Below are 26977 nucleotides of genomic sequence, written 5' to 3'. Positions count from 1 at the left end.
TCCGCACCCGACGCTCGGCGAATCGGTGGGCATGGCCGCCGAGCTGTACGAAGGTGTCTGTACGGACCTGCCGCCGCCCAGAAAGGCCTGATCGTCATCTCGGCTTACGTGTCGCAAGTATGACGAATACCGGGTTTTCCCGAGCGGGCGCGAGAATGGCTGTTTTTGGTGATAACTCGACTTTTTATCGGAATTTTCCGCGGAGTAGGCTGGCATAAACTCGTTCATCAGGTGATGTTGTTCGAATGCGTGCTGGAGCGGAAATCGATGTTCCGCTCGACAGCGAGCGTTCGAACCTCAGGGCACCGGAGCCTTAGGTAAAGAGGAGACCCAGGCCATGAACGTTGCGCTGGACAGAATAGACCTTAGCATCCTGAGTGAACTTCAGGAGGACTCAAGTTTGACGAATCTCGAACTGGCGGCTCGAGTCAACCTGTCGCCGTCTCCCTGTCTCGTCAGAGTCAGGAATCTCGAGCGTCTCGGTGTGATCAGCCGGCGCGTCGCGGTGCTCAATGCGTCCCTGCTCGGCCTGGGCGTGATGGCGATCGTCGAGATCAGTCTGGAGCGGCAGGGCATGCAGGCGCGGGAGAGTTTCGCCGATACGGTGAGAGGCATCACCGAAGTCATGGACTGTTTCATGATGACCGGACAAACCGACTATCTGCTGAGGGTGGTGGCGAGGGATCTCGTCGAACTGGAACACATCATCACGCACAAGCTGACGTCGCTTCCCGGCGTGGCCAGCGTTCGCTCGAACGTCGTCCTCAAACGGCTGGCCAACAAAACGACGCTGCCTATCGACAAGACACGGCCTATCCAGATTCACGGCATGGCGCAGGCGTCGTGATCACATCGCTCGAGGTGGTTTCATGAGTAACGCAACATCGATCCGCCAGCCGGTGGATTCGCGCGCCGACATCGCGACGGCGTCGGACATTATCGAAGAAGCACGCGCCGGCCGCATGTTCATCCTGGTCGACGACGAGGATCGCGAGAACGAAGGTGACCTTATCATTCCCGCGCAATTCGCCACGCCCGATGCCGTCAACTTCATGGCGACGCATGCGCGTGGCTTGATCTGCGTCGCGATGACACGCGCGCGCTGCGAATCGCTGGGCCTGCATCTGATGAGCCGGATCAACGGCTCGCGGCACGAGACGGCCTTCACGGTGTCGATCGAGGCGCGTGACGGCGTGAGCACGGGCATCTCGGCGGCCGACCGTTCCCGCACGATTTCGCTTGCGATCAATCCGGAAACGGGGCGCGACGAGCTCGTGTCCCCCGGGCATGTGTTTCCGCTCATGGCGCGCGACGGCGGCACGCTCGTGCGCGCGGGGCATACAGAGGCCGCGGTCGATATCGCCCGCCTGGCCGGGCTCGCGCCGGCCGGTGCGATCTGCGAAATCATGAACGACGACGGCACCATGGCGAGGCTGCCCGACCTCATCGCCTTTTCACGGCGACACAAGCTGAAGCTGGGCACGATCGCCGATCTCATCGCCTATCGCCGACGAACGGAAAGGCTCGTGGAGGCCGTCGAACACGGCAGCTTCACCGAGCCGAATGGAAGACATTGGCGGATCGTCGTCTACCGGAACCGGATCGATCAGGTCGAGCATATTGCGTTCGTCATGGGCGATCTTCGGGGCGCCGACCCCGTGCTCGTGCGCATGCATGCGATGGACACCATGAACGACGTCATGGGCGGTCACCACCTCGCGTCTCTACGCGGCGCCGCGCGTTTGCTGGCGGGCGAGAACCGCGGCGTGATCGTGGTGATCCGCGAGTCGCGTGCCACGGCCGTGTCGGAACGTGTGCGTTCGATGATGCATCCGAAGCCTGCCGAGCCGGAACTGCGCGACTACGGAATCGGCGCGCAAATCCTCACCGAACTCGGCGTGAAGAACATGATCCTGCTCTCCAATCACGAACGAACGATCGTGGGCCTGGAGGGCTACGGTTTGAACGTGGTGGAGCAGAGAAAAATAGAGCGTATCCACGACTATCAGGAAGTTTGACGCCATTCAACCGCGCCCCGTGCAGATCAAGAGATCGGGTGCTCTCGTTCGAGTCACGGTGGCGTCGTTCCGAATGAATTCGTGCCGCTCGTTTCAGAGCGTTTCGTGACCATAAAAGCAACTGGAGGAGAGATGAGATACGCAGAAAACCTGGGCATCTTCGGCGAGCGCGCGAGTGCCATAGCCATGGGGCGGCACGCATGAAAACGACGGCAGACAATCCCTATACGATCGGACTCGAGCGCGACCCGGCGAACTTCGTCGCGTTGTCGCCGCTGACGTTTCTCGAACGCGCGGCGTCCGTCTGGCCGGAGCGCACGGCTGTCGTGCATGGCGCGATTCGCCGCGACTGGGCCGAAACGTATCGGCGTTGCCGGCTACTCGCCGGTGCGCTGCTCGGGCGCGGCATCGGCAACGGCGATACGGTGGCGATGCTCGCGGCCAATACGCCGGAACTGTTCGAGGCGCACTTCGGTGTACCGCTTTGCGGCGCGGTACTGAACACCATCAACACGCGGCTCGATGCCGATACGATCGCGTTCATTCTCGACCACGGCAACGCGAAGCTGCTGATCACCGACCGCGAATTCTCGCCGACAGTGAAGAGGGCGCTGGCGCGTCTTGGCCGCGCCATTCAGGTGATCGACATTGACGATCCGCAGTTTGGACAGGGCGATCTGCTCGGCGAGAAAGACTACGAAGCGTTGCTGCAGGAGGCCGCGCACACGGAATTCTCTGTCGCGATGCCTGAAGACGAATGGCAGGCCATTGCGCTGAACTACACGTCGGGCACGACGGGCAATCCAAAAGGCGTGGTGTATCACCATCGAGGTGCATATCTGAACGCCGTGTCGAATGCACTATCGTGGCATCTGGACGAGCACACGACCTATTTGTGGACCTTGCCGATGTTTCATTGCAATGGCTGGTGCTTTCCGTGGACCATGGCGTTGGTGGCCGGCACGAGTGTCTTTCTGCGCCATACGCGGGCCGAGCGGATTCTCGACGCCATCCGCACCGAGGTGGTCACGCATTTCTGTGGCGCATCCGTGGTGTTGAACATGATCAACAACGCCGCGCCGGAGCTGAAAGCGGGCATTCGTCACGGCGTCAAGGTCATGACCGGCGGCGCGCCGCCGCCCGCTGCGGTGATCGCCGGCATGGAACGCATGGGCTGGGACGTGACGCATGCCTATGGGCTGACCGAATCTTACGGGCCGGTCGTGCAATGCGTGTGGCGCGAGTCGTGGAATGCGCTCGATCTCGATGCGAAAGCGCGACTCAAGGCCCGCCAGGGGGTACGCGGCCCGATTCTCGACGCAATGATGGTGGCACACCCGGATACGCTGGAGCCCGTTCCACAGGATGGGCAGACGCTCGGCGAGGTCATTCTGCGCGGCAACAACGTGATGAAGGGCTACCTGAAGAATCCGAATGCCACGGTCGACGCATTTGCCGGCGGGTGGTTTCATACGGGCGATCTCGGGGTGTGGCATGCCGATGGCTACCTGGAAATCAAGGATCGCTCGAAGGACATCATCATCTCGGGAGGCGAAAACATTTCGTCGATCGAGATCGAGGACATGCTGTATTCCCATCCCGCTGTTCTGGAGGCGGCAATCGTCGCGCGTCCCGACGACAAGTGGGGCGAGACACCTTGCGCGTTCATCACGCTCAAGGACGATGCGGTCGTGACCGAAGCGGACATCATCGCGTTTTGCCGCGAGCGGCTCGCACATTTCAAGGTGCCGAAGACCATTGTCTTCACGCCACTGCCGAAGACATCGACCGGCAAGATCCAGAAATTCATCTTGCGGGAGCGCGCGCGCGAGCTGTGAAAGACGCGGCGGTGTAGCGCCAGCCGCCGCGCTTCGTTCAACGCGAAGAAGCGTCCTTCTGGTCCACTCGAAATTTGCCGGGACTTTGTCCCATGGTCTTCTTGAACATGGTGATGAACGAATTGGGGCCTTCATAGCCGAGTTCGAGCGCGACGGCGTGAACCGACGCTCCCGCCGACAATCGCTGAAGCGCAATGATGATATGCAGACGCTCGCGCCAGCGCCCGAACGTCATGCCGGTTTCGCTGCGCACCAACCGCGCGAGCGTACGTTCGCTCATCGCATACCGGCGCCCCCATTCCGCGATCGTGCTGCGGTCGGCGGGATTGTCGAGCAACGCCGAAGCGATCTGTTGGAGCCGCGGATTGTCGGAGATCGGAAGAAAGACGTCGTCGGGCGCGAGTTGCGCAAGCTGATCCAGCAACACCCTGGCGAGCCGACCCACCGGGCCGTCCTTCGGATAATCGGGTGGAAATCTGGCCAGAGTACGGATCAGCTCGCGGATGAGCGGCGTGATCGTGAAGCTGCGGCAGTCGGTGGGCAGGCCGGCTTCGTCTGGTGCAATGAAGATGACGTATAGCTTCGCGAAGTCGGAAGCATGATTGCTGTGAGGAACGCCGCCCGGAATCCACACCGCGCCGTTGGGCGGGACGATCCACCATCCGCTCGGCGATCGGCACATGACCGACCCGCTCAACGCGACGACCATCTGCCCCTTGCGATGAACGTGCATCGGCAGCTCATCCTCTTTTCCACTCGTCTCCAGCAGGACGGAAATGACCGGCAAATCGACGGAGTCCGGATCGAACGGTTGATAGTTGATCTTCACGTCGTCGGTCATGGCTGGCGACGCGGACATACGGATTTCAGGCGTTTCGGGTTCCACGGTTCACTCGCTTTCTGCGCGTGCGCGGCCTCGGTGAGTTCACGAGTCGCCGCCGTCAGCGCAACATTCGGTGGGCCATCTGAGTGACGCGATTTTAATCCGCCGAATCAACGATGGCGCCGGCAAATCAAAATTAAATTTGGCCCCGCTGCACCTACACTGACCCAATCAAAAATGACGAGGCATCAGGTATGAAAACCGACGAACTGATTTGCACACACATCGATGCGGACCTTGTGCAGCTGACGATAAACCGGCCGCCGGCGAACGCGCTGAGCGAACCGCTCATCACTGCATTGATTTCGATCTTCAGCGACTTCGCGCAACAAAGCGTGCCACCGGGCATCGTGCTCACCGGGGCGGGAGAGAAGTTCTTTTGTGCCGGCGGCGATATCAATGAAGTGGCGGACCATGAACTCGCGCTGTCGCGCATGGAAGCGTTCCACGCGTTCCTGGAGCAACTCGAGCAGTATCCGAGCCCGCTCGTGTGCGCGGTCAACGGCTACGCGGTGGGCGCGGGATTCGAAATGGTGCTGCATGCCGATTACGTCGTCGCGTCCGCTAATTCCCGGCTGGGATTTCCCGAGATCAATCACGGCTTGTTGCCCGCGGCAAAAGGCATGCGCCACGCAGCGACGCTGCTCGGTCAACGTGCCGCGCGTTCGCTGCTGTTTTCAGGTGAACTGATCACCGCCGGCGATGCGCTCGCGATGGGCGCGGTGGACGCGATATCCACGCGTGACGAAGTGCTGCGAGACGCGCTTGCGAAATGCCGCGAGCTTTGCAGCAAGGAGCGGCAACTCTTCGCCGCGATCAAGAGAACGCTGCGCGAGAGCGCACGGATGAACGATGCAGCGCTGCTGCAGATGACGCTCGACGACCTGCGTGGATATCTCGGCAACGCGAACACCGCGGACGCGAGATCCCGATTTCTGACCCGCAACAGGAAGGCCTGATCGTGAGCAATCTCCAACCACCGAAAACACTGCATCTCGCGCGGATGACGTATGAGGACGTGGCGGCCGCATTGGCCACGCAGTTTGATCGCGTGATCATTCCCTGCGGCGCAATCGAGCAGCACGGCCCCCATCTGCCGCTGAGCATGGATGCCGATCATGCTGACGCGCTCGCCGTCGAAATCGCCACGTTGCTGGGGCGAACCCTGATCGCACCGACGATCCAGGTGGGATGCTCGAAGCACCACATGGCCTTCCCGGGCACGATCTCGTTGCAGAAGCACACGTATGCCGCGCTCTGCCACGATTACTGTGTGAGCCTCGCGACGCACGGATTCAAGTGCATCTACCTATTCTCCGCTCATGTCGGCAACTTCAATGCCCTTCATGCGATGTTGCCGGGCTTGCGAGAGGCTGTCGGGCCGGACGTCCAGGTGCTTGCCTATACGGATCATCAGGCGTGGCTGCGCGAATGGCGACTGGCGGTCGAGGCAGCCGGCGGCGATCCGGAATCCGTGGGCGGACACGCGGACATCGCCGAAACCTCGCTCATGATCCATCTTCGCCCCGACAGCGTTCGACACGATCAACTCGTGGCAGGCCATGTGGGCGCCATGACGACCGAGCAATTGAACCGGATGTGGAAGGAGGGCGTGGCGTCGATCTCGCGAAACGGCGTGCTCGGCGATGCGCGAGGATCGTCACGCGAGATCGGCGAGACGTGCCTGCGTGCCACGGCCAGACTTCTGGCGTCGGCATTTGCGGCCGAATCGTCGACGTAGAAGGGCCGGCGCGCCGGCAGCATGATCTGCCGGTATCGACGCAGTAGCGGCAGGAAATGAATAAAAAATGCTGCGACATCTGCGGCAATATTTATTCACGGAAACAACGAGGATTCAAAGCTGAAGCGGCAGACGAATCGATAAGTATCCCTATCGACTGTCGATGAGGTGTTTCGAAATCGAGCGCAAGGACGATGTTCATGGTTTTACGGCGAGACACTGGCCGAACCTGGGCAACCGTTCGCGCGCGCCGTGAATTTGCAAACTACGACTATCAAGGAAAAGAAAATGCCATTGAAAATCGGCTTTTGGTCCGAGCAGGAGACGCAGGTCGGGCATAGCTACTCGAACAGGCTTCGTGAACTGGTTCGCGAAGTGCTTTTCGCGGAGCAAATGGGTTTCGACTTCGTTGCGTTGTCGGAGCAACACTTTGCGCTTGGCGGCGTGTCGAGCTCGGCGCCTGAAGTGGTCTTTGGTTATCTCGCGGCCGTCACGTCGCGAATCAAGCTTCGTCCCGCCGTGGCGTTGATGCCCAAGGCCATCAATCACGCACTGCGTACCGCGGAACGGCTGGCGGCAACCGACATCCTCTCGAACGGGCGGATGGAGATGTATTGCGGTCGCGCCAACACCACGATCGCCATGCGCGCGTTCAACGTATCGCCGGAGGAAACCCTGCCGCAGATGGAAGAGGGCATGGCGTTGCTGCGCAAAGCGATGCGTGAAGACGTGTTCACCTTCGAAGGAAAGTATTACCAGGTGCCGCCGCGGTCGCTCGTGCCGAAGCCTTTGCAAAAACCGTATCCCGTGCTCGGCGTTGCCGCGACCAGCGCGAACAGCCACGCGTGGGCCGGCTCGGAAGGCCTTGCGGTGATGAGCCATGCGATTTATCAGGGATGGGAAAAGCAGAAGGGGCTGCTCGACACCTACTGGAACAGCTGGAAGCGCGACGAGACCGGGCCATTGCACAAGCCGCGCGCCGGCATGCCGCTGTTCATCGGCATCGGCAAGACCGACCAGGAAGCGAAGGACATTTACGCCGGCGCGATCATGAACTATGCGCGCATCTCGACCGATGCGTATCCGCGGCTCGCGAAACTCGCGGACAACTACGCATACATGGCCGAAAGCGTGCCCGCGATGCAACGCGCCGCGGAAGATTGGGACTACCTGCTGAACGAGTCCGCGACCACGGTGTGCGGAAGCCCCGATACCGTCATTCGTCAGCTGGAGCAATACGAGAAGCTCGGAATCGACGAGGTGCTGCTGCATATCGACTCGGTACCGCACGAGCAAATCATGTCGGCGATCGACATGGTGGGCCGTTACGTGATTCCGCATTTCAACGATCGGAACAATATCGTGCGCCCGACCGACGAGTTGCTCGAGAAGATTCGCGCCATGCGCCCGCAGGCCGCCAACCCGCAGCAAAGCCAAGGATGAACCTACGTATGAATACGTCTTCGCGCTATCAGTATCTGAATGTCGAACAACGGTCGTCCGGCGTCGCGATTGTCACGATGAATCGCCCGGAAATCCTGAACGCCATCAATTGGGACATGCACGACGAGCTGGAACAGGTATTCGTCGATCTGGATCACGACAAATCGGTCAAGGCGATCGTTTTGACCGGCGCCGGCCGCGGTTTCTGCTCGGGCGGCGACCAGAAGTCGATCGACAACGGCACTATCCCGTCGGCGACGCGTGGTGGCCGTCACCTCGTGAGAAACATGCTCGAGGTCGAGGTGCCGATCGTGGCGGCGGTCAATGGCGTGGCCGTGGGTCTGGGCGCCACGCTCGCGCTGTTCTGCGACATGATTTATGCGAGCCCGACCGCACGGTTCGCCGATACGCACGTCAATGCGGGTGTCGTCGCGGGCGACGGCGGTGCGGTGATCTGGCCGCTGCTTCTCGGGCCGGTCCGCGCTCGGCACTATCTGATGACGGGCGACTTCGTCAGCGCGGAAGAAGCGCTGGCGATGGGGATGATCAACAGGATCGTCGAAAGCGACAAACTGCTGGAGGCGACGATCGATTACGCGGAACTGCTCGCGAGCGGCCCGCGCGATGCGATCGTCTGGACGAAATACTGCGTCAACAAGATCGTCAAGCAGAATGCCCACCTGCTGCTCGATACGTCGATCGCGCTGGAAACGCTGACTTTCAACTCGCCCGAGCGCCGCGAAGCGGTGGCTTCGTTCGCCGAACGGCGCAAGCGCTTTGGAGACCACTGAAAATGAGCGCGGCACCGTGGACTTCCGGCAGTCAATTCGCCACCACCACCATTCCGGCGTTGCTGATCGAGCGGGTGAAGAACGACGCCGACACAAACGCGTTCTTCCAGAAGCGTGCCGGCGAGTGGATACCCACCACCTGGAAAGGCTATGCGAACGCAGTCTGTTCGGTGTCCGCGGCACTCCGGGAGGCCGGTGTGGCACGCGGCGAACGGGTTGCGATCATGGGCGACGTATCCTGCGAGTGGGTCATCGCCGATATGGCGACGATCTGCTCGGGGGCGGTGACGGTAGGCATCTATTTCACCGCATCGGTCGAAGAGGTCCGCTACTACCTGGAGGATTCAGGAGCGAGACTCGCTTTTGCCGGAAGTGCCGAACAGCTTCGGATCGTGGAAGCGGCCGATACGTCGCGCAGGCTCGTCAAAATCGTGGTGCTCGATCCGGGCTGGAAGCGCACGCCCGGTGAAATCGCCACCAATGTCGTTTCGCTCGCCGAGTTCGCGTCGGATTTTGCCGGCGACGAAGTCGCCTATCTGCTCGAGCAGTCGCAGCCTGCGAAGTCGACGGACCTGGTGAGCCTCGGTTACACGTCGGGAACCACGGGGGCGCCCAAAGGTGCGATGCTCACGCATCTGTCGATGCTGGCGGGTGCGTTCACGTGGCCCACCTTCTGTCCGACGATACTGTCCGAACCGCAGCGCATGGTGGTCCATCTGCCGCTGTCGCACACGGTCGCGCGCCTTCAGGGGACGACGCTGCCGTTGATCGCGAAGACGGTACCTTACTTCGTCGACGTGTCGGCCGATTTCGCGAAGTGCATTCAGGAAGTCAGGCCGACGTCCTACATGGCGCCGCCGCGCTTCTATCAGAAGTTCGCGACCCAGCTCATCAACCACGTGAACGGCAGCAGTGAAGTCGAGCAGAGAAACTACCAGCTCGCACTTGGCATCGCTCGGGAAGTACTCGCCGATCGACTGGACGCAGGCACGAGCGACCCGTTCAAGGAACAGCTCTACGCCACCTGCCGCGAGCTCGTTTTCAAGCCGTTGCTGGCCAGAATCGGTTTCGACGATTTGCGCTATCCGTATACGGCGTCCGCGCCGGTGCCGCCCGAGGTCGTCACGCTGTTCCAGTTGTGGGGCGTCAACCTGAAAGAGAATTACGGGCAAACGGAGATGGTCGGCGGAAATCTCGCGCAGGTCACTGACTGGTCGAGGCCCGGCAACTCCGGCGTGCCGATCGACGACCCCGCATGGGAAACACGCGTGTTGCCGGACGGCGAAATGATCGTGCGCGGGCCGGGACTGTTCATCGGCTACTGGAACAAGGAAGCCGAAACGAATGCCGCGTTGCGGGACGGCTGGCTGTATACCGGCGACATCGTCGACGTCGGTGCCGACGGTTCGTACAAGCTGATCGATCGAAAGAAGGAGCTCATCAACACCGCCGCCGGCAAAACGATCAGCCCGGTGCAGATCGAAAACGAACTTCGCCAGAGCCCGTACATCACGGAGGCACTGGTGATTGGCGAAGGGCGCAAGTATCTGACCGCGTTGATCGAAGTCGACGGCACGCTCACGATGGACTGGGCCAGGACGCGCGACCCTTCGATCACGCGCTACGCTGATCTGGCCACGTCGCCGATCGTGATCGACCTGATCCGCGAAGAAGTGGAAAAGGCCAACGCGAGGTTGGCGCGGGCAGAGCAGATCAAGGCGTTCAGGCTATTCCCCGAGGAGCTCACACCGGAAAACGGCGTGATGACCGCAACGCGCAAGAAACGCCGCAAGCCGCTGATGGCGCGTTACGAGCACATCATTGCCGGCCTTTACGACGATGCCGAAGAAGAGTTGATCAAAGAGCAGCTTGTCGGTGCGGGGCCCGCAGCTTCCGTTCACCCGCAATAACACGCGCCGGCAGCGCAACTGGCAGCGAGAACCCATTGACGGTGCGGCGCGGGCCATGACCGGTGCAACGCCACGGGCACTTCACCACGCTGCTTCGTGGAAGTACCTGTGGCGCTCCGCCATGAAGCCGCACCGCCATTCCGTCAACCGAGAGAGGTACCGCCGTGATAGCACTTTCCCCAGACCGCACGACCTTCCGCGAGGCCATGGCCCGTATCGGAGCCGCGGTAAATATCATCACCACCACGACACCGTCCGGCGATGTCGGCATGACGGTGTCCGCCGTGTGCTCCGTGACCGACGACCCGGCGACGGTGCTCGTTTGCATAGGCCGGTCGAGCCGCCAGTATGGCCACTTCAGCACGGCGGGCATCATCTGTATCAACGTGCTGTCCCACGAGCATGAGGAGCTTGCACCGATCTTCGCGGGCAAGGGCGATGTGCCGATGAGCGAGCGCTTCACGTATGGCGAGTGGCTCCGTCTCGTCACCGGCGCGCCGGTGCTGGCAACCGCGGCTGCGAGTCTCGACTGCACGGTGGAGCGCAGCATCGACGTCGGTACACATACGGTTTTCTTCTGCGCGGTACAGGCGGTGCATCTTGGTTCGGCGTGCTCGGGCCTCGTGTATCACGGGCGCGCTTATCATCGGCTGCCGCAGCAGCATGCGTGATGCGCGGCGCCGGATGCGTTGCCGGTATCCGGATACGAGCGCGGTCTGAGGGGATCATCGGCAAGCCGCTCGAAGCGCCGTATCGATCTGGCCGATCCGACCGCGGGATCACGCTTAAGTGCGACAAGCTTTGGAGGCTGATTGCCGGCGGGATCATGGAGAAGCTCCGGCGGAAAGGGGCCGCCTGCGCACGACGGGAGTCAGAACGAGCACAGGAGGGTAGCAATCAAAGGCGTATGTATCAAAAATAGTTATCGTTTGATAGAAAATCGTCAATCGACATTATCGCTGCCCACTCTCATGCTTCCTCCGAAGCAGGCGCCACGCCTGATCCGTGCAAAACCATAATCGTCGCCATCGGGCATTGGCCCGACCCGCGACACGCATTCGGAGACAGCTCACATGCGTTCCAGCCGGGGTGCCACGCCAACCTGCAATGCCGCAATCCGCAAGTGCCTCGTGCGCTTGTTGCCGTTCCTCGTGCTCATGTATGTGATCGCGTTCATCGATCGCGCCAACGTCGGCTTCGCCAAGGCGACCCTGCAGGCGGACACGGGTTTGTCGAACGCCGCATTCGCATTCGGTGCCGGCATCTTCTTCATCAGCTACGCGGTATTCGAGGTGCCGAGCAACCTCGCGCTGCACCGCTTCGGCGCGAGGCTTTGGATGTCTCGCATCATGGTGACCTGGGGGCTCGTGTCGGCGTCGATGGCGTTCACGCACGACGCCACCACGTTCTTCGCGCTGCGCGTGCTGCTCGGTGCAGCCGAGGCCGGCTTCTTTCCGGGCGTCATCCTCTATCTCACCTACTGGTTTCCCAGGCACGTGCGCTCGCAGGCAATGGGCATCTTTTACTTCGGCCTGCCGCTGGCACTGGTGCTGGGTGGCCCGCTGTCGGGGTTGCTGCTCGGGCTGCAGGCCCCGTTTGGCCTCAAACCGTGGTAGTGGATGTTCGTGGTCGAAGGGTTGCTCGCGTCGATCGTTGGCGTGGTTGCGTTCTTCTATCTGAGCGACGCTCCCGCGAAAGCCAAATGGCTCACCGACGCCGAGCGCCGCGCGCTGATCGATGCGTTGTCGCAGGAAGATGTCGCCAAGCTCGCCCACGGCCCGGCGAGCTTGCGCGACCTGTTGCGCAGCCCGTGGCTCGCGATGTTTTGTGTCGTGTACTTCACGGTCCAGATGAGCGTGTACGGCGTGGTCTTCTATTTGCCGACTCGCATTGCCGAACTTCACGGCGGCAAGGTCGATCTGACCGTAGGCCTGATCACCGCGATCCCGTGGCTGTGCGCACTGGCCGTGACCTGGTGGATCACGCGCTTCGCGGACCGTACCGGCTCGCATCGCGGGCTGGCCGCACTCATGCTCGTTTGCGCCGGCTGCGGCATCGCGGCGTCGGCGCTCTCTTCGAGCCTGGTTCCGGTGATCATCGCGTTCTGTTTCGCGGCCAGCGGCTTTGTTTCCGCGCAGCCGCTGTACTGGACGCTGCCGACCAACTACCTGGGCGGTGTCGCCGCGGCCGGTGGCATCGCACTGATCAATTCACTCGGTAATGTCGGCGGCTTCGTCGCGCCGAATCTGAAGAACTGGGCCGAGCAGACATTCTCCGACCCGCGCGCCGGCATGCTGAGTCTCGCCTGTATCGCGTTCGTTGGCGCCGCGATGCTCGCCCTGATGCGGCGCGCGTCGCACGTGCAGCCGCACGTGCAATCGGCTACCACGTGAACGCGGTGCGAGCTCGCGGCGTGGCAGTGCGGTGCTGTCTGTCGCTCGCTCGTCGTAGAACAAAAAAGTTGTCGCCGTTCCGCGGGGGGAGCGGCACCGCGACGTGCATATTCCGGCTCGTCACGATCCGGCGCGCGATGGACCCTGCCCAGCCGCGCCAGTCGTTCTAAAACGAGTACGTGAGCGATGCGAACAGGCTGCGCGGCGCGCCCGGCGTGACCCACAGGCTGTTGTACGAGCTGACGTACGTAGCGCGATTGAACAGGTTGTTCAGCACGACCGACGCACGCAGGTGCTTGTTGACCTGAAGGTAGCCGTTGAGCTGGACGGTCGCGTAGGCCGGCAGCTCGAAGCCGTCCTGCGTGTTCGCCGTGTTGCCGGCGCGGCGCCCGACGTAGATCACACCGGCGCCGGCGCCGGCCTTGTCCGCGAACGGCAGGGTGGTCTCGTACATCAGCAGCGCGCTGCCGCTCAGCCGCGGTACGTTGACGAGACGCGCACCGGGCGTCAGCACGGAATCGCGCGTGACCTCCGCGTCGACGTACGCGAAGTTCGCGATGCCGCGCAAGCCGTGACCGAGGTCGCCGCTCCATTCGAATTCGACGCCGCGGCTGCGTACTTCGCCGGCGGCGCGCGAGAAGCCGGCATTCGCCGGATCGGCGGTGAGCACGTTGCGCTTGGTCACGTAGAACGCCGAGACGGTCGTGAGCGAGCGCGCGCCGGCCCATTTCGCACCGGCTTCGTAGCCGTGACCCTTCTCGGGATCGAACGCGCGGCCGTCGATGTCGGCGCCGTTGTTCGGCCGGAACGAATACGCGGTGTTCGCATACAGCGACAACGCGGGGCTCATTTCATACACGACGCCGATGCGCGGGCTCAGCGCGGTCTGCAACTGGCTGGTGGTCACGCTCTTCAGGCGGTTGTCGATCGACTGGTGGAAGCGATCCCAGCGCAGCCCGGCCAGGATCTTCCAGTGCGGCCCGAACGCGAGCGTGTCCTGCGCGTAGACGCCTTGTCCGTTGTCGCGTTCGAGCAGATCGGTCGCGGTGCGCGGCGTCGGCGCGGGCTGGCCGTAGACCGGATCGAAGATGTCGATCGCATACGGCGCGGCGGCGCTCGGCGTGGAGCGCGCGACGAACTGATCGTAGTTGAAGCGATACGCATCGACGCCCATCACGAGCGTATGGCCGATGCCGCCCGTGCGAAACGTGCCGGTCGTCTCGACGCGGCCTTGCAGGTCGTTCGAATGAAACGCGACTTGCCGGTAGCGGCGCCACAGCGTGCGGCCGTCCGGCTGCAACGCGAAGGCTTCGGACGAGCGCCCCGACAGGTCGGTGTCGCGCTGTGCGACGCCGGCGTTGATCGACCAGCTCGAATCGATGCGATGCTCGAGCGTGAACTGGTGGCCCGTGTTGCGCACGTCGTAGTCGCCGTCGCGCGGCTCGCCGACAAAGCGCGACGCCGGAATCACGCCGAGCTGCCCGTTGACCGCCAGCACGCCGCGATCGAGCGGCGCGCGCTGACGCGCGCTCTCGAACTCGTAGTGAAGCGTGGTGTCCGCGCCGATGTCCCACGTGAACGACGGCGCGAACAGGTAGCGCTTGCTCGACACGGTATCGCGGAAGCTGCCGTTGTTCTCGTTCATCGCGACGAAGCGGTACGCCAGCGATTTCGTGACGGGGCCGGTCGAATCGAGGGTCTGGCGCAACGCGCCGTAGCTGCCGGCCGATACGCTGACGGTGTTCGAGCGTGCGAACTGCGGCTGCTTGGTCGTGTAGCTGATGATGCCGCCCGGGTCGCCGCGGCCGTACAGCGCGGACGCCGGCCCCTTGAGCACTTCCATCCGCTCGAGGTTGGCGGTGTCGCGCGGCACGCTCATCCCGCGATTCCACGAGAAGCCGTTGACGAGGTAGTCGGTGCCGGACGTGTTGCCGTCGCCGGCGAAGCCGCGCACCGCGTAGTTGTCCCACAGGCCGCCGAAGTTGTTCTGCCGCGACACGCCCGCGACCCAGTCGTAAAGGTCGTCGCCGCGTGTTGCGGCAATGGTCTGGACGAGTTTCGCATCGACGCTGCTGACCGCGAACGGAATCTCCATCACGTCCGAGTCGCTGCGCGTCGCGCTCGTCGATTCGCGCGTGCGAAACGGCGCAATCGCGCGTTGCGCGGACACCTCGATGGTGGGCAGCGACGTTTCCTGCGCGTCGGCAGCGCCCATGCCGGTCGTGCCGACGACGATGGCCACCGGTGCAGCCGCCCAGTTTTTCCTGCTCATACCCGTCCTTTGGTGTGGTTCGCGTTCGGGCACGGCGGACTGCTTCGCGCCGACGTATGTGATCCAAACAGTACATTTGCGCGGGAATTTAATGCAAATGAGACGTGTTTGCAATAGTAAGCTGAGCGCGTTGTATTTGAGTTGAAGTGCGGCTTGTGGAACGGGGGCGAGGGTGTTCAGGCCGCGGCGGTGCTGTCGATGCGCCGGCCGCGCGCGACGACTGCTCCCAGCCTGACCGGGGCGTATCGATCCAGCGCGGTGACAGCGCGCCGCTCACGCGGCGCGCGGCGCCGATCGCCTATGTCCGGTCGCGATTGCGTGCGCGTGTCGCGCCGGTGATCACGGCGATGCCGAGCAGAATGACGGCGACGATCTCGATGATGTGCTGCGACACGTGCAGCATCACCAGTCCCCACGCGACGCCGGCGATGAAAATGATCCAGCCGACCAGGTAGATAAGCAGCGTCATCGTTGTTCTCCTTGCGGTTCGGGTTAATCGTGCGGCCTGCGCGACACGGCGTGTCGCTTCCTCAGGCCGCGGCGTCGTGCGCGTCCACGTCGAGGCGTTCCATCAGGCGCTGCGCGTCGAACGGCGCGCGCGTTTTCACGTCGTTGTCGAAGTAACAGTACACGTCGCGCGTTCGCGCGTGCGGCGGCGCCAGATCCGGCGCGATCAGACGTGCGTCGGCAGGCTGTTCGCCGCGGCGCCACGACTCGATTTTGCGCGCCCAGTGCTCGAGCGATGCGTCCGAGTATTCGCCCGAATACTTCGTTTCGGTGCCGTGCAGCCGCATGTAGACGAAATCCGTGCTGAGGTCTTCGAACTGCGGCCACGGCTCGGTCGAATCCGATACGACGAGCGAGACTTTATGGCGGCGCAGCAGCTTTACGAACGCAGGATCGACGAAGCTTGCATGACGTACTTCGATCGCGTGCCGCAACGGGCGCTTGCGGTCAATCTCCAGATACGGCGTCTTGACCCGGCGGTCGTGCTGTTCCGCCAGTGCGACCGCGGCTTGCGTATCGTGCGGCAACAGGCTCAGGAATCGTTCCATGTGCTCGGGATCGAAGTGCAGCGACGCCGGAAATTGCCACAGGATCGGCCCGAGTTTGTCGTTGAGCGCGAGGAGCCCCTGGGCGAAGAAGTTCGCGCATGCGGCCGTTGCCGTTTCGTCGCGAAAGCGCAGCATGTGGGTCAGGTAGCGCGCGCCTTTCACGCTGAACGTGAAACCCGGCGGCGTGTCGTTGTACCAGCGCCGCCAGCTCGAGAGCGCTTGCAGGCTGTAATGCGTGCCGTTGATCTCGATCGTCTGCATCCGGCCGGATGCATAGCGCAATTCCGCGGCCTGCTTCAGGCCTTTCGGGTAGAAGGAGCCGCGCCAGCCGTCGTAGCGCCAGCCTGATATGCCGATGTGAATCGTGCCCGATTTTTCCGTCACGTCGATGCCCGGATGTCCGCTGAAGATCCGTCGCAGCGAGCAATGCGCGTGCCTGCTACCGGCGCGCGCATTGCTTCGGTCATCCGGTCATTCGATCTGAGCACGGTCGACGCGTTGCGCGACGCGCTATTGCATGCGAAATCGGTTGCGTTCTCGGAAGGCGCGAGCGGCACCTACATCGCCGGCACGCTGCTCGAGAAACTCGGCATCGCCGAGCAGATGAAATCGAAGAGCGTGCGCGTGCGCGGCAAGGAGCTGGTCGGCACCGCGCTCGCGCGTGGCGACGCCGAGCTCGGGCTGCAGCAGGTCAGCGAACTGATGGTCACGCCCGGCATTGATTTCGCGGAGCTGCTGCCGGCCGATGTGCAGCAGGTGAGCGTGATCTCGTCGGCGATCGCCGCGCAAGCGCGAGCGGCTGCAGCGTCGCGCGCGTTCGTCGCGTTCCTCAAGAGCGCACCGGCCGTTGCAGCCCTGCAACGCAGCGGCCTCGAGCCGCGTTGACACGGACTCGCACGGTGGCGCGGCGGGACGTTCGACGCGAACCGAAGCGATGAACGTCCCGCCGCGCAGCCCACGATTACGACGCCGACAATACGACCGACACGCCCGTCGCCGTATAAACCGGCGTCGCCTTGAACCCGTCGACCGTCACCGTCGAGAACTTCGCGGAAGCCGCCGCGCCGTCGATCAGCGCGATCGTGTCGCCGGCCTTCGGCGCATAGCCGTTCACGAACTTCACGTGCAGCGTGCCGCCCGCGACCGTGAGCGGGCCGCCCACGCGCAGCCGGCCGCCGCCGTTGCCGTCGATGTCGAGTTCGAGCGTCGTGTTGTCGAGCTGCGTGTAGCGGGTCGCGATCGTGACCGGCGCCGCGGCCGCGATCCTGACGCTGCCGCCCGAGCCGACATAGACGTCACCGGTGCCGAACGCGCTCGCCGATGCAGCGGCGAGCGTGCCGCCGCTCACCTGCGTGCCGCCGGTATAGCTGTTGTTGCCCGCGAGCGTCAGCGTGCCGCTGCCTTGCAACGTCAGCTTGCCGGCGCCGGCGATGTCGTTACGCCACAGATCCGCGGCATTGAGGCCGCCCTGCGACGCGTCCATCGACACGCTCACGTTGCCGTTGAACGCGCCGTAACCGTCGGCCGCCGCAAACAGGTTCAGCCGGCCCCAGCCCTCCGCATCGTCCATCACCGGATAGCCGGACTGCACTTCGGTGGTCTTCAGCACGACGCGCCGCTGATCCGCGCTCAGATACGGGAAGCGCGTCTGCAGCAGGATTTCCGCGCCCTTCGGCACCACGGGCGGCGCGTCGGTCGATTCGATCGTGCCGAAGCCGAACGTCATGCGGCGCAGGAACGCGGCCTTGTTCGCGGTGTAATCGGCGAACCGGTCGGTGGCCGTCGTGCCGGAGTGCGCGAATGCCGCGAACGTCGAGCTGGTCGTTCCCGTGAGCTGCTGCAGCGCCTGGTGCGCCTGACCGTACGCGGCCTGCGCGTCGCTCGCATACGCGCTCAGGTTCGCCGCGCTGATCGCGAGCGCAAGCATGCGGCCGCCGATCACGTCGAGCGGCGAATGCATGCCGGCGAGGATCCGGTTTTCGCCGAGTTCGAGGCCGCGGCTGACCATTTCCTGGAAGCGTTCCGGCACGAGCCACGCCATCGTCGTCGCGTCGCGCATCGCCTCGGACGTGTGGCCGCTGATGAAGCCGCCGTCGGTCGCGGGCGTCGTGCTTTCCGCCGGCACGAGCGTCGGCGCGACGACGACGCTCGTGCTCCAGCGGTACGGCCGCGCGTACTTGTAGAAACGCTTCGACGGTTCGGTCGACGCGTTGTTGCCCATTTCGTTGAGCAGGTCGACGACCTTGCCGAAGCTCGCGTTCGTGCTGCTGCCGACGCCGACGTTGTTGCCCGAATCGTTGTACAGCACCGTCGTCGCGTCGGCGGGCACGCTGGTGATGCTGGTCGTCTGCTGCGCCGCGGTGCGCCACGCGCTGGTGAGCGGGCCCATGCCGTCGGTCACGCTGTAGCCCTTGCCGCGCCGGTCGTCGAAGTAGGCGGCGTCGGCTTGCTGCTGCGTGCGTGCGGTCGTTGCGTTGACCACATATTGAACATTGGCGGTCAGCACCGTGTCGTTCAGGATCGTGCCGCAAGGCGTGCCGCTGCCGGGCAGGCCCGAGCAGGTCGACGGCGAGATCGCCGGAAACGCGCCGTTGGCGGGCGCGCTCACGCCGGCATCGACCAGCATCGTCGCCGGCTGCCACAGGTCGAGGAAGCGGCTCACCACGCGCACGGCGGCGTTGGTCGACAGCGTGGCATAGCGCGCGTCGCCGCGCTGGTTGGTCGCGATGTTGTCGACGAAGGCCGGCACGCTCGGCACGGGCGCGCTGTCGACGAAACCGGGGTCGGCCGGCGGTGCCGGCATGGCCGTGCTGGTCGCGGGGGGCGACGCGACGTCGTCGCCGCCGCCGCACGCGGCAAGAACGATCGCACTCGACAGCGCTGCGACGTGCAGCGGGAAACGGCTCCGTGACGCAAACATGCAAGACTCCATCCTGAGTGTCGAAGATGGCGGATTGTCGTGGTCGATCGTGACGCAGCCGTTAAGGATTTGTTTCGGGTCGAGGTCGATGCGCCCGAATGTTCACTATCTGGTGAATTCGTGATGCTGAACGTTTGCGGCCGGATCGATCCGGCCGTCGGCCGTTGTCCTGCAGCGGGCGGATGGGGGCCGGCGGTGTGTGCGTGGGTGTTGGAAAAAGACCGGAACCGGAACGGTCACGCCGGCTGGGCGAACGATTCCGCGTCGGCGCGGCACACGCGGTTTCTGCCCTGGCGCTTCGCCGCATAGAGCGCGAGGTCCGCCTGATGCGACAACGCATGCACGGACTTCGGATGCGCGCGGTGCCCGGTCGCGCAGCCGATACTGACCGTGAAAGCCGGAATCGTCGCGTCGAACCCGTCGAGCCGGTTGCTTTCCACGGCGTGGCGAATCGCTTCGGCGACCTGCGCGGCGCCGCCTTCGTCCGTATCGGGCAACACGGCGACGAATTCCTCGCCGCCGTAGCGCGCGGCGAGATCGCCGCGCCGTCGCGTATGCACGCGGATGCATTCGGCGAGAAAGCGCAGCGCGATGTCGCCTTGCGCATGGCCGTACCGGTCGTTGTACTGCTTGAAGTGATCGGCGTCGATGAACAGCACCGACAGGCTGCCGTCGCTGCCGCGCTGCAGCCGTTCCCATTCGTCGACGAGCGCGGCATCGAGCGCGCGACGGTTGTGCAGGCCCGTCAGCGGATCGGTGCGCGTCAGGTCCGTGAGCAGCGTCTGCTTGCGCAGGTTGTCCCGCAGCGCGAACGCGAGCAGCCACACCACCGCGCAGAACAGCGCGCCGATGATGCACGCCGACACGCCGACCGTCCACGACAGGCGCGTGATACCGGCCAGCACGTCGCGCTCGGCCGGCGCGACGACGGCGATCAGCGGCGTGCCCGGTACCCGCTGGTACGTGTACAGCCGCAGCGTTCCGTCGATGCTCGAGCGCGCCGCATAGAAACCCGATTCGCGGCTCGCCATCCGTTCGAACGACTTCGAGCGGCGCAGGCGGACCATCTGGTGAGCGCTCAACGGCGGGTTCCGCGCGAGGATCGTGCCGTCCGCGCGCAGGATCGCGCTGACGCCGTGCTGCCCGACGTTCAGGCGGGACAGCAGCCGATCGAAGTAGGCGAGGTCGACGGCGACCACCGCGATGCCGTCGAACGTGTGATCCGGCCGTTCGATGCGCCGCGACAGCGCGATCGATTCCGCGCCGCCGCGCGAACGCGCGCGGTACGCCTCGGATACGTACAGGCCGACGCTGTCCGAATCACGATGGACCTTGAAGTAGTCGCGATCGCTGAAATCCCAGTTGTGGGTCGAGCTGCAACACCCGTCGATCAGCCGCCCGTAGCGGTCCGTCACGCCCATTCCGGTCACGTATTGCGCGACCGTGCGCTCGAACAGCACGTCGTGACGCAGCCCGGCGTCCATGCGCGTGACGGCGGGGTTGCCGAGATCGGCGGCGAGCGCGACGAGCGCATTGTTGGACGTTTCGACGGTGCGCGAGATCTCGCTGACCAGGACGGCCGCGACATTGCGCGACGTCTCGTGCGCATGCTCGACGACTTCGCTTCGTGCGGCCCACAGCGTCGCCGCACTGATGCCGAGCGCCGCGAGCGACATCAGCGTGCCCAGCACGCCGACGATCAGGTGGTGGCGGCCGGCCCAGTCGGCAATTCTCTCGATCGAAGTGGATGCAGGCATTGCTCGCGCTCGTGCGGGGAGCCGGCTGCGACGGCAGCGGCGCTGGTCAAATCCGGGTTAACGGCACGGTTACCCGGAAATCGAGGCCGGCATGCGACGCGATGACTGCACGGAGGCCGCAAACGTGTGCGGCCGGGGCGCGCTGAACAACGAGCACGCAACGCGCACGCAACGGCGGCGGATGCGCCCGGCCGCGCGGGATCAGTCGAGCCCGCCCTGGCACAGATACTTGATCGACAGGTAATCGTCGAGGCCGTAGCGCGAGCCCTCACGGCCGTAGCCCGATTCCTTCACGCCGCCGAACGGCGCGGCTTCGCTCGCGAGCGCGCCTTCGTTGATGCCGACGATGCCCGTTTCGAGCCGCGCCGACACGCGCGCGATGCGCCGCACGTCCTGCGTGTAGAAATACGCGGCCAGCCCGAACGGCGTGTCGTTCGCGGCGTCGACGGCTTCGTCCTCGGTAGCGAACCGGAACAGCGCGGCGACCGGGCCGAAGGTTTCCTCGCAGGTCAGCTGCATGTCGGCGGTGGCGTCGGCGAGCACCGTCGGCGCGTAATAGTTCGGCCCGAGTTCAGTCAGGCGCTTGCCGCCCGTGAGCACGCGTGCGCCGCGCTCGATCGCGTCGCCGACGTGGCGTGCGATCTTGTCGACCGCGCGCGCGTTGATCATCGGGCCGATCTGCGCGGCCGGGTCGGTCGCCGGCGCGACCTTCAGCGCGGCGACGCGCGCGGCGAGCTTCGCGGCGAACGCGTCGTAGACGCCTGCCTGCACGTACACGCGATTCGGCGATACACAAGTCTGACCGCCGTTGCGGAACTTGGCGGCCATCAGCCCGTCGACCGCGGCGTCGAGCTCGGCATCGTCGAACACGATGAACGGCGCATTGCCGCCGAGCTCCAGCGACAGCTTCTTCAGCGTCGTCGCCGATTCGCGCGCGAGCAGCTTGCCGACGGCCGTCGATCCGGTGAACGTGATCTTGCGCACGCGACCGTCGGCGAGCCAGTCGGCCACCGCGTCGATACCGCGTTCGCGCGACGCGGCGATCAGGTTCAGCACGCCGGGCGGCACGCCGGCTTCCTGCGCGAGGAAGGCCAGCGCGAGCGCGGTGAGCGGCGTGTCCTCCGCCGGTTTCGCGACGACCGTGCAGCCGGCGGCGAGCGCGGGTGCGATCTTGCGCGCGATCATCGCGAGCGGGAAATTCCACGGCGTGACCGCGGCGACGATGCCGATCGGCTCCTTGACCGCACTCAGCCGCTTGCCGCGCTGCTGCTGCGGAATCAGGTCGCCGTAGGTGCGCGTCGCTTCCTCGGCGAACCACAGCACGTACGACGCACCGTAGGCGACTTCGCCGCGCGCTTCGGCGAGCGGCTTGCCCTGTTCGCGCGACATCAGCGTCGCGAGATTGTCGGTGTGCGCGACGATCGCCGCATGCCAGGCGCGCAGGATCGCGGCCCGTTCGCGAGCGGGCGTCGCGCGCCACGCGGGCAGCGCGCGTGCCGCTGCGTCGGTCGCGGCCCGCGCGTCGGCGGCGCCGCTGTCGGGTGCGTGGGCAACGATCTCGAGCGTCGCCGGATCGGTGACGTCGAAGCGGCGGCCGTCGAGCGCATCGCGCCAGGTGCCGTCGATCAGGTTGGCGGTGCGAACGAGTTCGGTTCGGGACAGCGTAAGCGGCATGACAGGTCCTTGGATGGGGCGATTCGGTGGACGACGGCGGCGGCGCGGGCGCGCGACTACCCCGCGCGGACGGCGGGCCGCCGCGTTCGTGGATGCCGCGCGCTGTCCGTCAGTGACGTTCGCCGAACAGCGATTCGAGCGGGTAGTGCCGTTTGACGAACGGCGACTTGATGATCACGTAACTGAAGTACTTCTCGATGCCGATGTTCTGCTCGAGCAGCCCTTCGACGATGGTCTGGTAATGGCTCACGCTGCGCGTGATGAACTTCAGCAGATAGTCGTAGCCGCCGCTCGCGAGGTGGCATTCGACGATCTCGTCGACGTTGCGGATCGCCGCGACGAAACGGTCGAAGTCCTCGCGCCGGTGGTCGGCCAGCGTGACCTCGGTAAATACGACCTGCACGTCGCCGAGTTTCTCGAGCTGGATGTGCGCGCCGTAGCCGCCGATGTAGCCGGCCTTCTCGAGCCGCTTCACGCGGATCAGGCAAGGACTGGGCGACAGCCCGACCGCATCGGCCAGTTCGACGTTGGTCATGCGGCCGCGCTTTTGCAACTGGGAGAGGATGCGCAGGTCGATGCGATCCAGCTTGCTGTCCGTCATGTTCACGTGAGAGGGAAAAAATGGAATGTCCGGTTACTTTAGAGTCGAACGATGGCCGCCACAAGCCCGGCTTTCCCTTGGCCGGTCAGGCCGGCTGCGCGTGCGCGGCGTCGAGCGCGCGCTGCACGCCCGCGTCGGCCAGCACGTCGTCGAGCGTCTTGCGCACGCGTTCGAACATCAGGTCGAACTCGCCCGCGCTGAAGCTCAGCGCCGGCGCGAAACCGAGCACGCCGTCGCCGAATGCGCGAAACACCACGCCGTTCGCGTACGCGGCCGCCGCGATCTTGTCGGGCACGTTCAGCGCCGCGTCGAAGCGCGTCTTGCGCGCCTTGTCGGACACGAGCTCGAGCGCGCCGAGCAGGCCGACCGAACGGGCGTCGCCGACGAGCGGATGCGCGCGCAGCGCATCGAGCCCCGCGGCGAAACGCGGTGCCATCGCCTGGCCGTTCGCGAGCAGCCCGCCTTCGTGATAGAGCTTCAGCACCTCGAGGCCGATCGCCGCGCTGACCGGGTGCGCGGAATACGTATACCCATGACCGACCGGTGCCGACTCCGCACGACTGCCCGCGATCCCTTCGTAGATTTCATCGGACATCAGCACCGCGCCCATCGGCGCGTAGCCGGCGGTCAGCCCCTTCGCGACGGTCATCAGGTCCGGATCGACCTGCTCGGTCTCGCACGCGAACAGCGGGCCCGTGCGGCCGAAGCCGGTGATCACCTCGTCGGCGACGAACAGGATGCCCAGGCGCCGACACGCGTCGCGCATCGCCTTCAGCCAGCCGGCCGGCGGCACGATCACGCCGCCCGAACCCTGCACGGGCTCGCAGAAGAAGGCCGCGACGTTGTCCGCGCCGAGCTCGGCGACTTTCGCCTCGAGCGCGGCGACCGACGCGGCGATCAGCGCCTGCGGATCGTCGCCGAGCGGGTGGCGATACGGGTAGGGCGACGGGATGTGATGCTGGTCCGCGCGCGGCAGGTCGAAGTGACGGTGGAACGCGGGCAGCGCGGTGAGGCCGGCGCCGATCGACGACGAGCCGTGATAGCCGCGCTCGAGCGCGATCATCTGCTTTTTCGACGGGCGGCCGGTCGAGTTGAAATAATGCGTGATGAAACGCACCGCGGAGTCGACCGCATCCGAGCCGCCGAGCGTGAAGTACACGCGGTTCAGCGACGGCGGCGCCAGCGCCGCGAGCCGTTCGGCCAGTTCGATCGCGGGTTGCGAGCCGAAATGGAAATAGCCGGTCGCGTAGGGCAGCTTCGCCATCTGCTCGGCGGCGGCCTGCACGATGCTGTCGCGGCCATAGCCGACGTTCACGCACCACAGGCCCGAGAACGCATCGAGCAGCGTATGGCCGTCGCCATCGCGCAGGAACACGCCGTCCGCGGATTCGAGCACGGTGACGCCGCGCGCCTCGTGCGCACGATAGTTGACGACAGGGTGGATCAGGTGTTGACGATCGGCTTCGATCAGCGCGGCTTGGTTCATGGCAGGGCGGGACTCTCGTCGGGTGTCAGCATGAGTTCATCCTACCGGGCGAGAATTCCGCACGCGTCTTCAATTTGCCGCGCGAAACGTATGGAAACGGCGTTTGCACGGGGCGCTTCGGCATTTTCTGCTGCGCGCCCCGCCGGGCCGGGCGCGCGCGTCGGCGCGTCAGTACCCGCGTGCGCGATCGACGACGCCGATCATCGGCTGGCCCGCGCGATGGCGCGCGAGGTTCGCGAGCACGGCGTCGACCGCGGTGTCGGGGCGCGTCGCGCTCGCAATGTGCGGCGTGATGCGAATGCGCGGATGCGTCCAGAACGGGTGGCCGGCCGGCAACGGCTCCGGGTCCGTCACGTCGAGGATCGCGCTGTCGAGGCGGCCGCTGTCGAGCGCGGCGAGCAGCGCGGCCGCATCGAGCTGCGGGCCGCGCCCGACCTGCACGAGCGACGCGCCGGCCGGCAGCGCGTCGAACACGCGCGCGCCGAGCAGGCCGCGCGTGCCGTCGGTGAGCGGCAGCAGGCAGATCAGGAGGTCGGTGCGGGCCAGGAACGCATCGAGCGCCGCGTCGCCCGCGTAGCAGTCGATGCCGTCGAGCGTGCGCGGCGTGCGGCTCCAGCCGGCGCACGGGAAACCGAAGCGCCGCAGCGTGTCGAGCACGGCCTGGCCGAGCGTGCCGAGGCCGAGCACGCCGATGCGCCGCGACGCGGCCGCGCGCACCGGCTTCTCGCGCCACACCTGCTCGCGCTGCTGCGCCGCATAGTCGAACAGGTCGCGATGGATCGTCAGCACGGCCTGCGTCACGTATTCGACCATCCCTTCGACGATGCCCGGCTCGATCATCCGCACGACCGGAATGTGCGCGGGCACGCGCGACAGGTCGAACTGATCGATGCCGGCGCCGACCGAAAACACGATCTCGAGATTCGGCAGCAGCGCGACCGGGTCGTCGGGCGGCTGCCATGCGGCGAGATAGCGGACGGCTTCAGGGTCGCCGAGGTCCGGCCAGATCCGGAACGGGAGGTCGGGCGCCTGTTGCGCGAAGCGCTGCGCCCATTGCGCGCCGCGCACCGGGTCGGCCTTGTAGAGAAAGCTCATCGTGCGTCCCGTTCAGCCGAGCGCCTGGTTCACGATCGCGAACGCGCGCAGTGCCGGGTCGCGCTCGGGCGTCGTGCCGCGCGCCATCGCGACGACGGTATCGACGCGCGGTAGCCCGAGCCCCTGCAGCCAGTCGGACAGCCCGCTATCGCCCGGCACGTCCAGCCGCACGAACATGCCTTCGTGCAGTGCGAGCCAGTGGCTGATCAGCGCTTGCGCGCGCAGCGCATCGGGCGCGACCACCGGGCCGATCACGTGGCCGCGGCCGAACCGGCGGAACAGGGCGAAACCGAGCAGTTCGCCGTCGCGGTCGAGCGCGATCCCGTTCGCGACGTCGAGCAGCGCATCGATGACCGCGCCGCGCGCGTAGCCTGCCGCGCGCGACGCGAGCGCCGCGAGACGCGGCCCGTCGTTCGTGCCGAGCGGGCGCAGGCGCTCGCCGGGCGGCAGCGAGATCAGCGGCGGCTGGAACGCGGCGCCCTGGTGCTGGTCGATCGTGCCGATCGCTTCGAAGCCGAACTTCACGTAGAGCGGCTCGCCGGACGGCGTCGCATGCAGGAAGATCGTGCGCGCGCCGAGACTGTCGACGACGCGCGCGAGCAGTTCGCGGCCGATGCCGCGGCCCTGGCGCTCGGGCGACACGATCACCATGCCGAGCGATGCGTGCGCGTCGTCGAAGCGCCAGCCGAGCGCGGTGCCGACGACGCCGGTTTCGTCCTCGGCGACGAAGCCGCTGCCGAGCTGGTAGGCGAAGCGCCAGTCGTCGAGCCGGTGCGGCCACTTGACCGCCTCCGACAGACGATGTGCGGCGGGCAGGTCGGTTTCGGCGAACGTGCGATAGGTAAGCGTGCTGGAAGGATTGAGGTCGGACACGCCGGACTCCGGATGGGTGGGAATGACGTATCGACTCTGCCAGCGCCGGTGCGGCGCGGATAGGACGATTCGCCTGTTTTCGGGCGGTGACGGGCGCGCCCGCGAGATCGACGCAAACCCGTTTGATCGACGCGGACGAACGCGCTGGTCGTGCCGGCGCGGCCGGTCGATCCGACGATTCGTGCTGTGGGAATGCAGCTACGATGAATGCACGGCGGCGGTTCCGC

21 protein-coding genes and 1 pseudogene are annotated in these 26977 nt (G+C 65.1%); 11 read left to right on the top strand and 11 right to left on the bottom strand.

Annotated elements, in window-relative coordinates; genetic code table 11:
- The first annotated feature begins 337 nt into the window (after window positions 1–337).
- From DIE06_RS32935 to DIE06_RS32925, 3 genes are all read left to right on the top strand, one after another.
- Complete coding sequence (locus DIE06_RS32935; RefSeq protein ID WP_124665013.1) at window positions 338–847, top strand: Lrp/AsnC family transcriptional regulator; 510 nt, start codon at window positions 338–340, stop codon at window positions 845–847.
- A gap of 22 nt (window positions 848–869) precedes the next feature.
- On the top strand, window positions 870–2018 hold the full coding sequence (gene ribB / locus DIE06_RS32930; RefSeq protein ID WP_124665012.1) for a 3,4-dihydroxy-2-butanone-4-phosphate synthase: 1149 nt from the start codon (window positions 870–872) through the stop codon (window positions 2016–2018).
- 200 nt (window positions 2019–2218) lie between these two features.
- Window positions 2219–3856, top strand: coding sequence for an acyl-CoA synthetase (locus tag DIE06_RS32925; protein WP_124665011.1), 1638 nt, complete (start codon window positions 2219–2221; stop codon window positions 3854–3856).
- 37 nt (window positions 3857–3893) lie between these two features.
- Here the strand turns inward: DIE06_RS32925 and DIE06_RS32920 are convergent, their stop codons facing one another.
- A complete protein-coding gene (locus DIE06_RS32920; RefSeq protein ID WP_124665016.1) occupies window positions 3894–4715 on the bottom strand; it encodes a helix-turn-helix domain-containing protein in 822 nt (273 codons plus the stop codon).
- A gap of 218 nt (window positions 4716–4933) precedes the next feature.
- Between DIE06_RS32920 and DIE06_RS32915 the strand changes: the two genes are divergently transcribed.
- From DIE06_RS32915 to DIE06_RS39655, 7 genes and pseudogenes are all read left to right on the top strand, one after another.
- On the top strand, window positions 4934–5698 hold the full coding sequence (locus DIE06_RS32915; RefSeq protein ID WP_124665010.1) for an enoyl-CoA hydratase/isomerase family protein: 765 nt from the start codon (window positions 4934–4936) through the stop codon (window positions 5696–5698).
- A gap of 2 nt (window positions 5699–5700) precedes the next feature.
- Window positions 5701–6480: a creatininase family protein gene (locus tag DIE06_RS32910; RefSeq protein WP_124665009.1), complete on the top strand. Its 780-nt coding sequence runs from the start codon at window positions 5701–5703 to the stop codon at window positions 6478–6480.
- Window positions 6481–6648: 168 nt separating this feature from the next.
- Window positions 6649–7923, top strand: a complete 1275-nt coding sequence (locus DIE06_RS32905) for an LLM class flavin-dependent oxidoreductase (RefSeq protein WP_260433855.1) — start codon at window positions 6649–6651, stop codon at window positions 7921–7923.
- A gap of 8 nt (window positions 7924–7931) precedes the next feature.
- Entirely contained in the window at window positions 7932–8714 is a 783-nt protein-coding gene (locus tag DIE06_RS32900; RefSeq protein WP_124665008.1) for an enoyl-CoA hydratase/isomerase family protein, read from the top strand.
- A gap of 2 nt (window positions 8715–8716) precedes the next feature.
- The gene (locus DIE06_RS32895) at window positions 8717–10624 is read left to right on the top strand and encodes a long-chain fatty acid--CoA ligase (RefSeq protein WP_124665007.1); all 1908 of its coding nucleotides are present in this window, start codon (window positions 8717–8719) and stop codon (window positions 10622–10624) included.
- A gap of 164 nt (window positions 10625–10788) precedes the next feature.
- Window positions 10789–11295, top strand: a complete 507-nt coding sequence (locus DIE06_RS32890; RefSeq protein ID WP_260433854.1) for a flavin reductase family protein — start codon at window positions 10789–10791, stop codon at window positions 11293–11295.
- A gap of 402 nt (window positions 11296–11697) precedes the next feature.
- Window positions 11698–13017 (top strand): annotated as a pseudogene (locus tag DIE06_RS39655) (MFS transporter).
- Between the two features lie 166 nt (window positions 13018–13183).
- Here the strand turns inward: DIE06_RS39655 and DIE06_RS32875 are convergent.
- From DIE06_RS32875 to DIE06_RS32870, 3 genes are all read right to left on the bottom strand, one after another.
- The gene (locus DIE06_RS32875) at window positions 13184–15289 is read right to left on the bottom strand and encodes a TonB-dependent siderophore receptor (protein WP_124665005.1); all 2106 of its coding nucleotides are present in this window, start codon (window positions 15287–15289) and stop codon (window positions 13184–13186) included.
- 298 nt (window positions 15290–15587) lie between these two features.
- Window positions 15588–15758: a hypothetical protein gene (locus DIE06_RS38550; protein ID WP_185733534.1), complete on the bottom strand. Its 171-nt coding sequence runs from the start codon at window positions 15756–15758 to the stop codon at window positions 15588–15590.
- 61 nt (window positions 15759–15819) lie between these two features.
- Entirely contained in the window at window positions 15820–16755 is a 936-nt protein-coding gene (locus DIE06_RS32870; RefSeq protein ID WP_260433857.1) for a DUF72 domain-containing protein, read from the bottom strand.
- Here DIE06_RS32870 and DIE06_RS32865 point away from each other — a divergent pair.
- Window positions 16741–17229: a substrate-binding domain-containing protein gene (locus tag DIE06_RS32865; RefSeq protein WP_260433853.1), complete on the top strand. Its 489-nt coding sequence runs from the start codon at window positions 16741–16743 to the stop codon at window positions 17227–17229. The two genes, DIE06_RS32870 and DIE06_RS32865, sit on opposite strands and share 15 nt — an antisense overlap.
- Before the next feature lie 76 nt (window positions 17230–17305).
- Here the strand turns inward: DIE06_RS32865 and DIE06_RS32860 are convergent, their stop codons facing one another.
- From DIE06_RS32860 to DIE06_RS32830, 7 genes are all read right to left on the bottom strand, one after another.
- Window positions 17306–19264, bottom strand: a complete 1959-nt coding sequence (locus tag DIE06_RS32860) for a phosphatase PAP2 family protein (RefSeq protein ID WP_124665003.1) — start codon at window positions 19262–19264, stop codon at window positions 17306–17308.
- A 236-nt stretch (window positions 19265–19500) separates the two neighbouring features.
- The gene (locus DIE06_RS32855; RefSeq protein ID WP_124665002.1) at window positions 19501–21021 is read right to left on the bottom strand and encodes a GGDEF domain-containing protein; all 1521 of its coding nucleotides are present in this window, start codon (window positions 21019–21021) and stop codon (window positions 19501–19503) included.
- Window positions 21022–21222: 201 nt separating this feature from the next.
- Complete coding sequence (locus DIE06_RS32850) at window positions 21223–22695, bottom strand: NAD-dependent succinate-semialdehyde dehydrogenase (RefSeq protein WP_124665001.1); 1473 nt, start codon at window positions 22693–22695, stop codon at window positions 21223–21225.
- A 109-nt stretch (window positions 22696–22804) separates the two neighbouring features.
- Entirely contained in the window at window positions 22805–23296 is a 492-nt protein-coding gene (locus DIE06_RS32845) for an Lrp/AsnC family transcriptional regulator (RefSeq protein ID WP_006749694.1), read from the bottom strand.
- Between the two features lie 85 nt (window positions 23297–23381).
- Window positions 23382–24782: an aspartate aminotransferase family protein gene (locus tag DIE06_RS32840; RefSeq protein WP_124665000.1), complete on the bottom strand. Its 1401-nt coding sequence runs from the start codon at window positions 24780–24782 to the stop codon at window positions 23382–23384.
- A gap of 168 nt (window positions 24783–24950) precedes the next feature.
- Window positions 24951–25877, bottom strand: a complete 927-nt coding sequence (locus DIE06_RS32835; RefSeq protein ID WP_124664999.1) for a glyoxylate/hydroxypyruvate reductase A — start codon at window positions 25875–25877, stop codon at window positions 24951–24953.
- 12 nt (window positions 25878–25889) lie between these two features.
- The gene (locus tag DIE06_RS32830; protein WP_124664998.1) at window positions 25890–26750 is read right to left on the bottom strand and encodes a GNAT family N-acetyltransferase; all 861 of its coding nucleotides are present in this window, start codon (window positions 26748–26750) and stop codon (window positions 25890–25892) included.
- Window positions 26751–26977: the final 227 nt, after the last annotated feature.

The organism is Burkholderia sp. Bp8998 (genome assembly GCF_003854235.1).
Classification (GTDB): Bacteria; Pseudomonadota; Gammaproteobacteria; order Burkholderiales; family Burkholderiaceae; genus Burkholderia.
The sequence above is the reverse complement of the archived record's forward strand: the minus strand, read 5'-3'. Positions and strand labels throughout refer to the sequence as shown.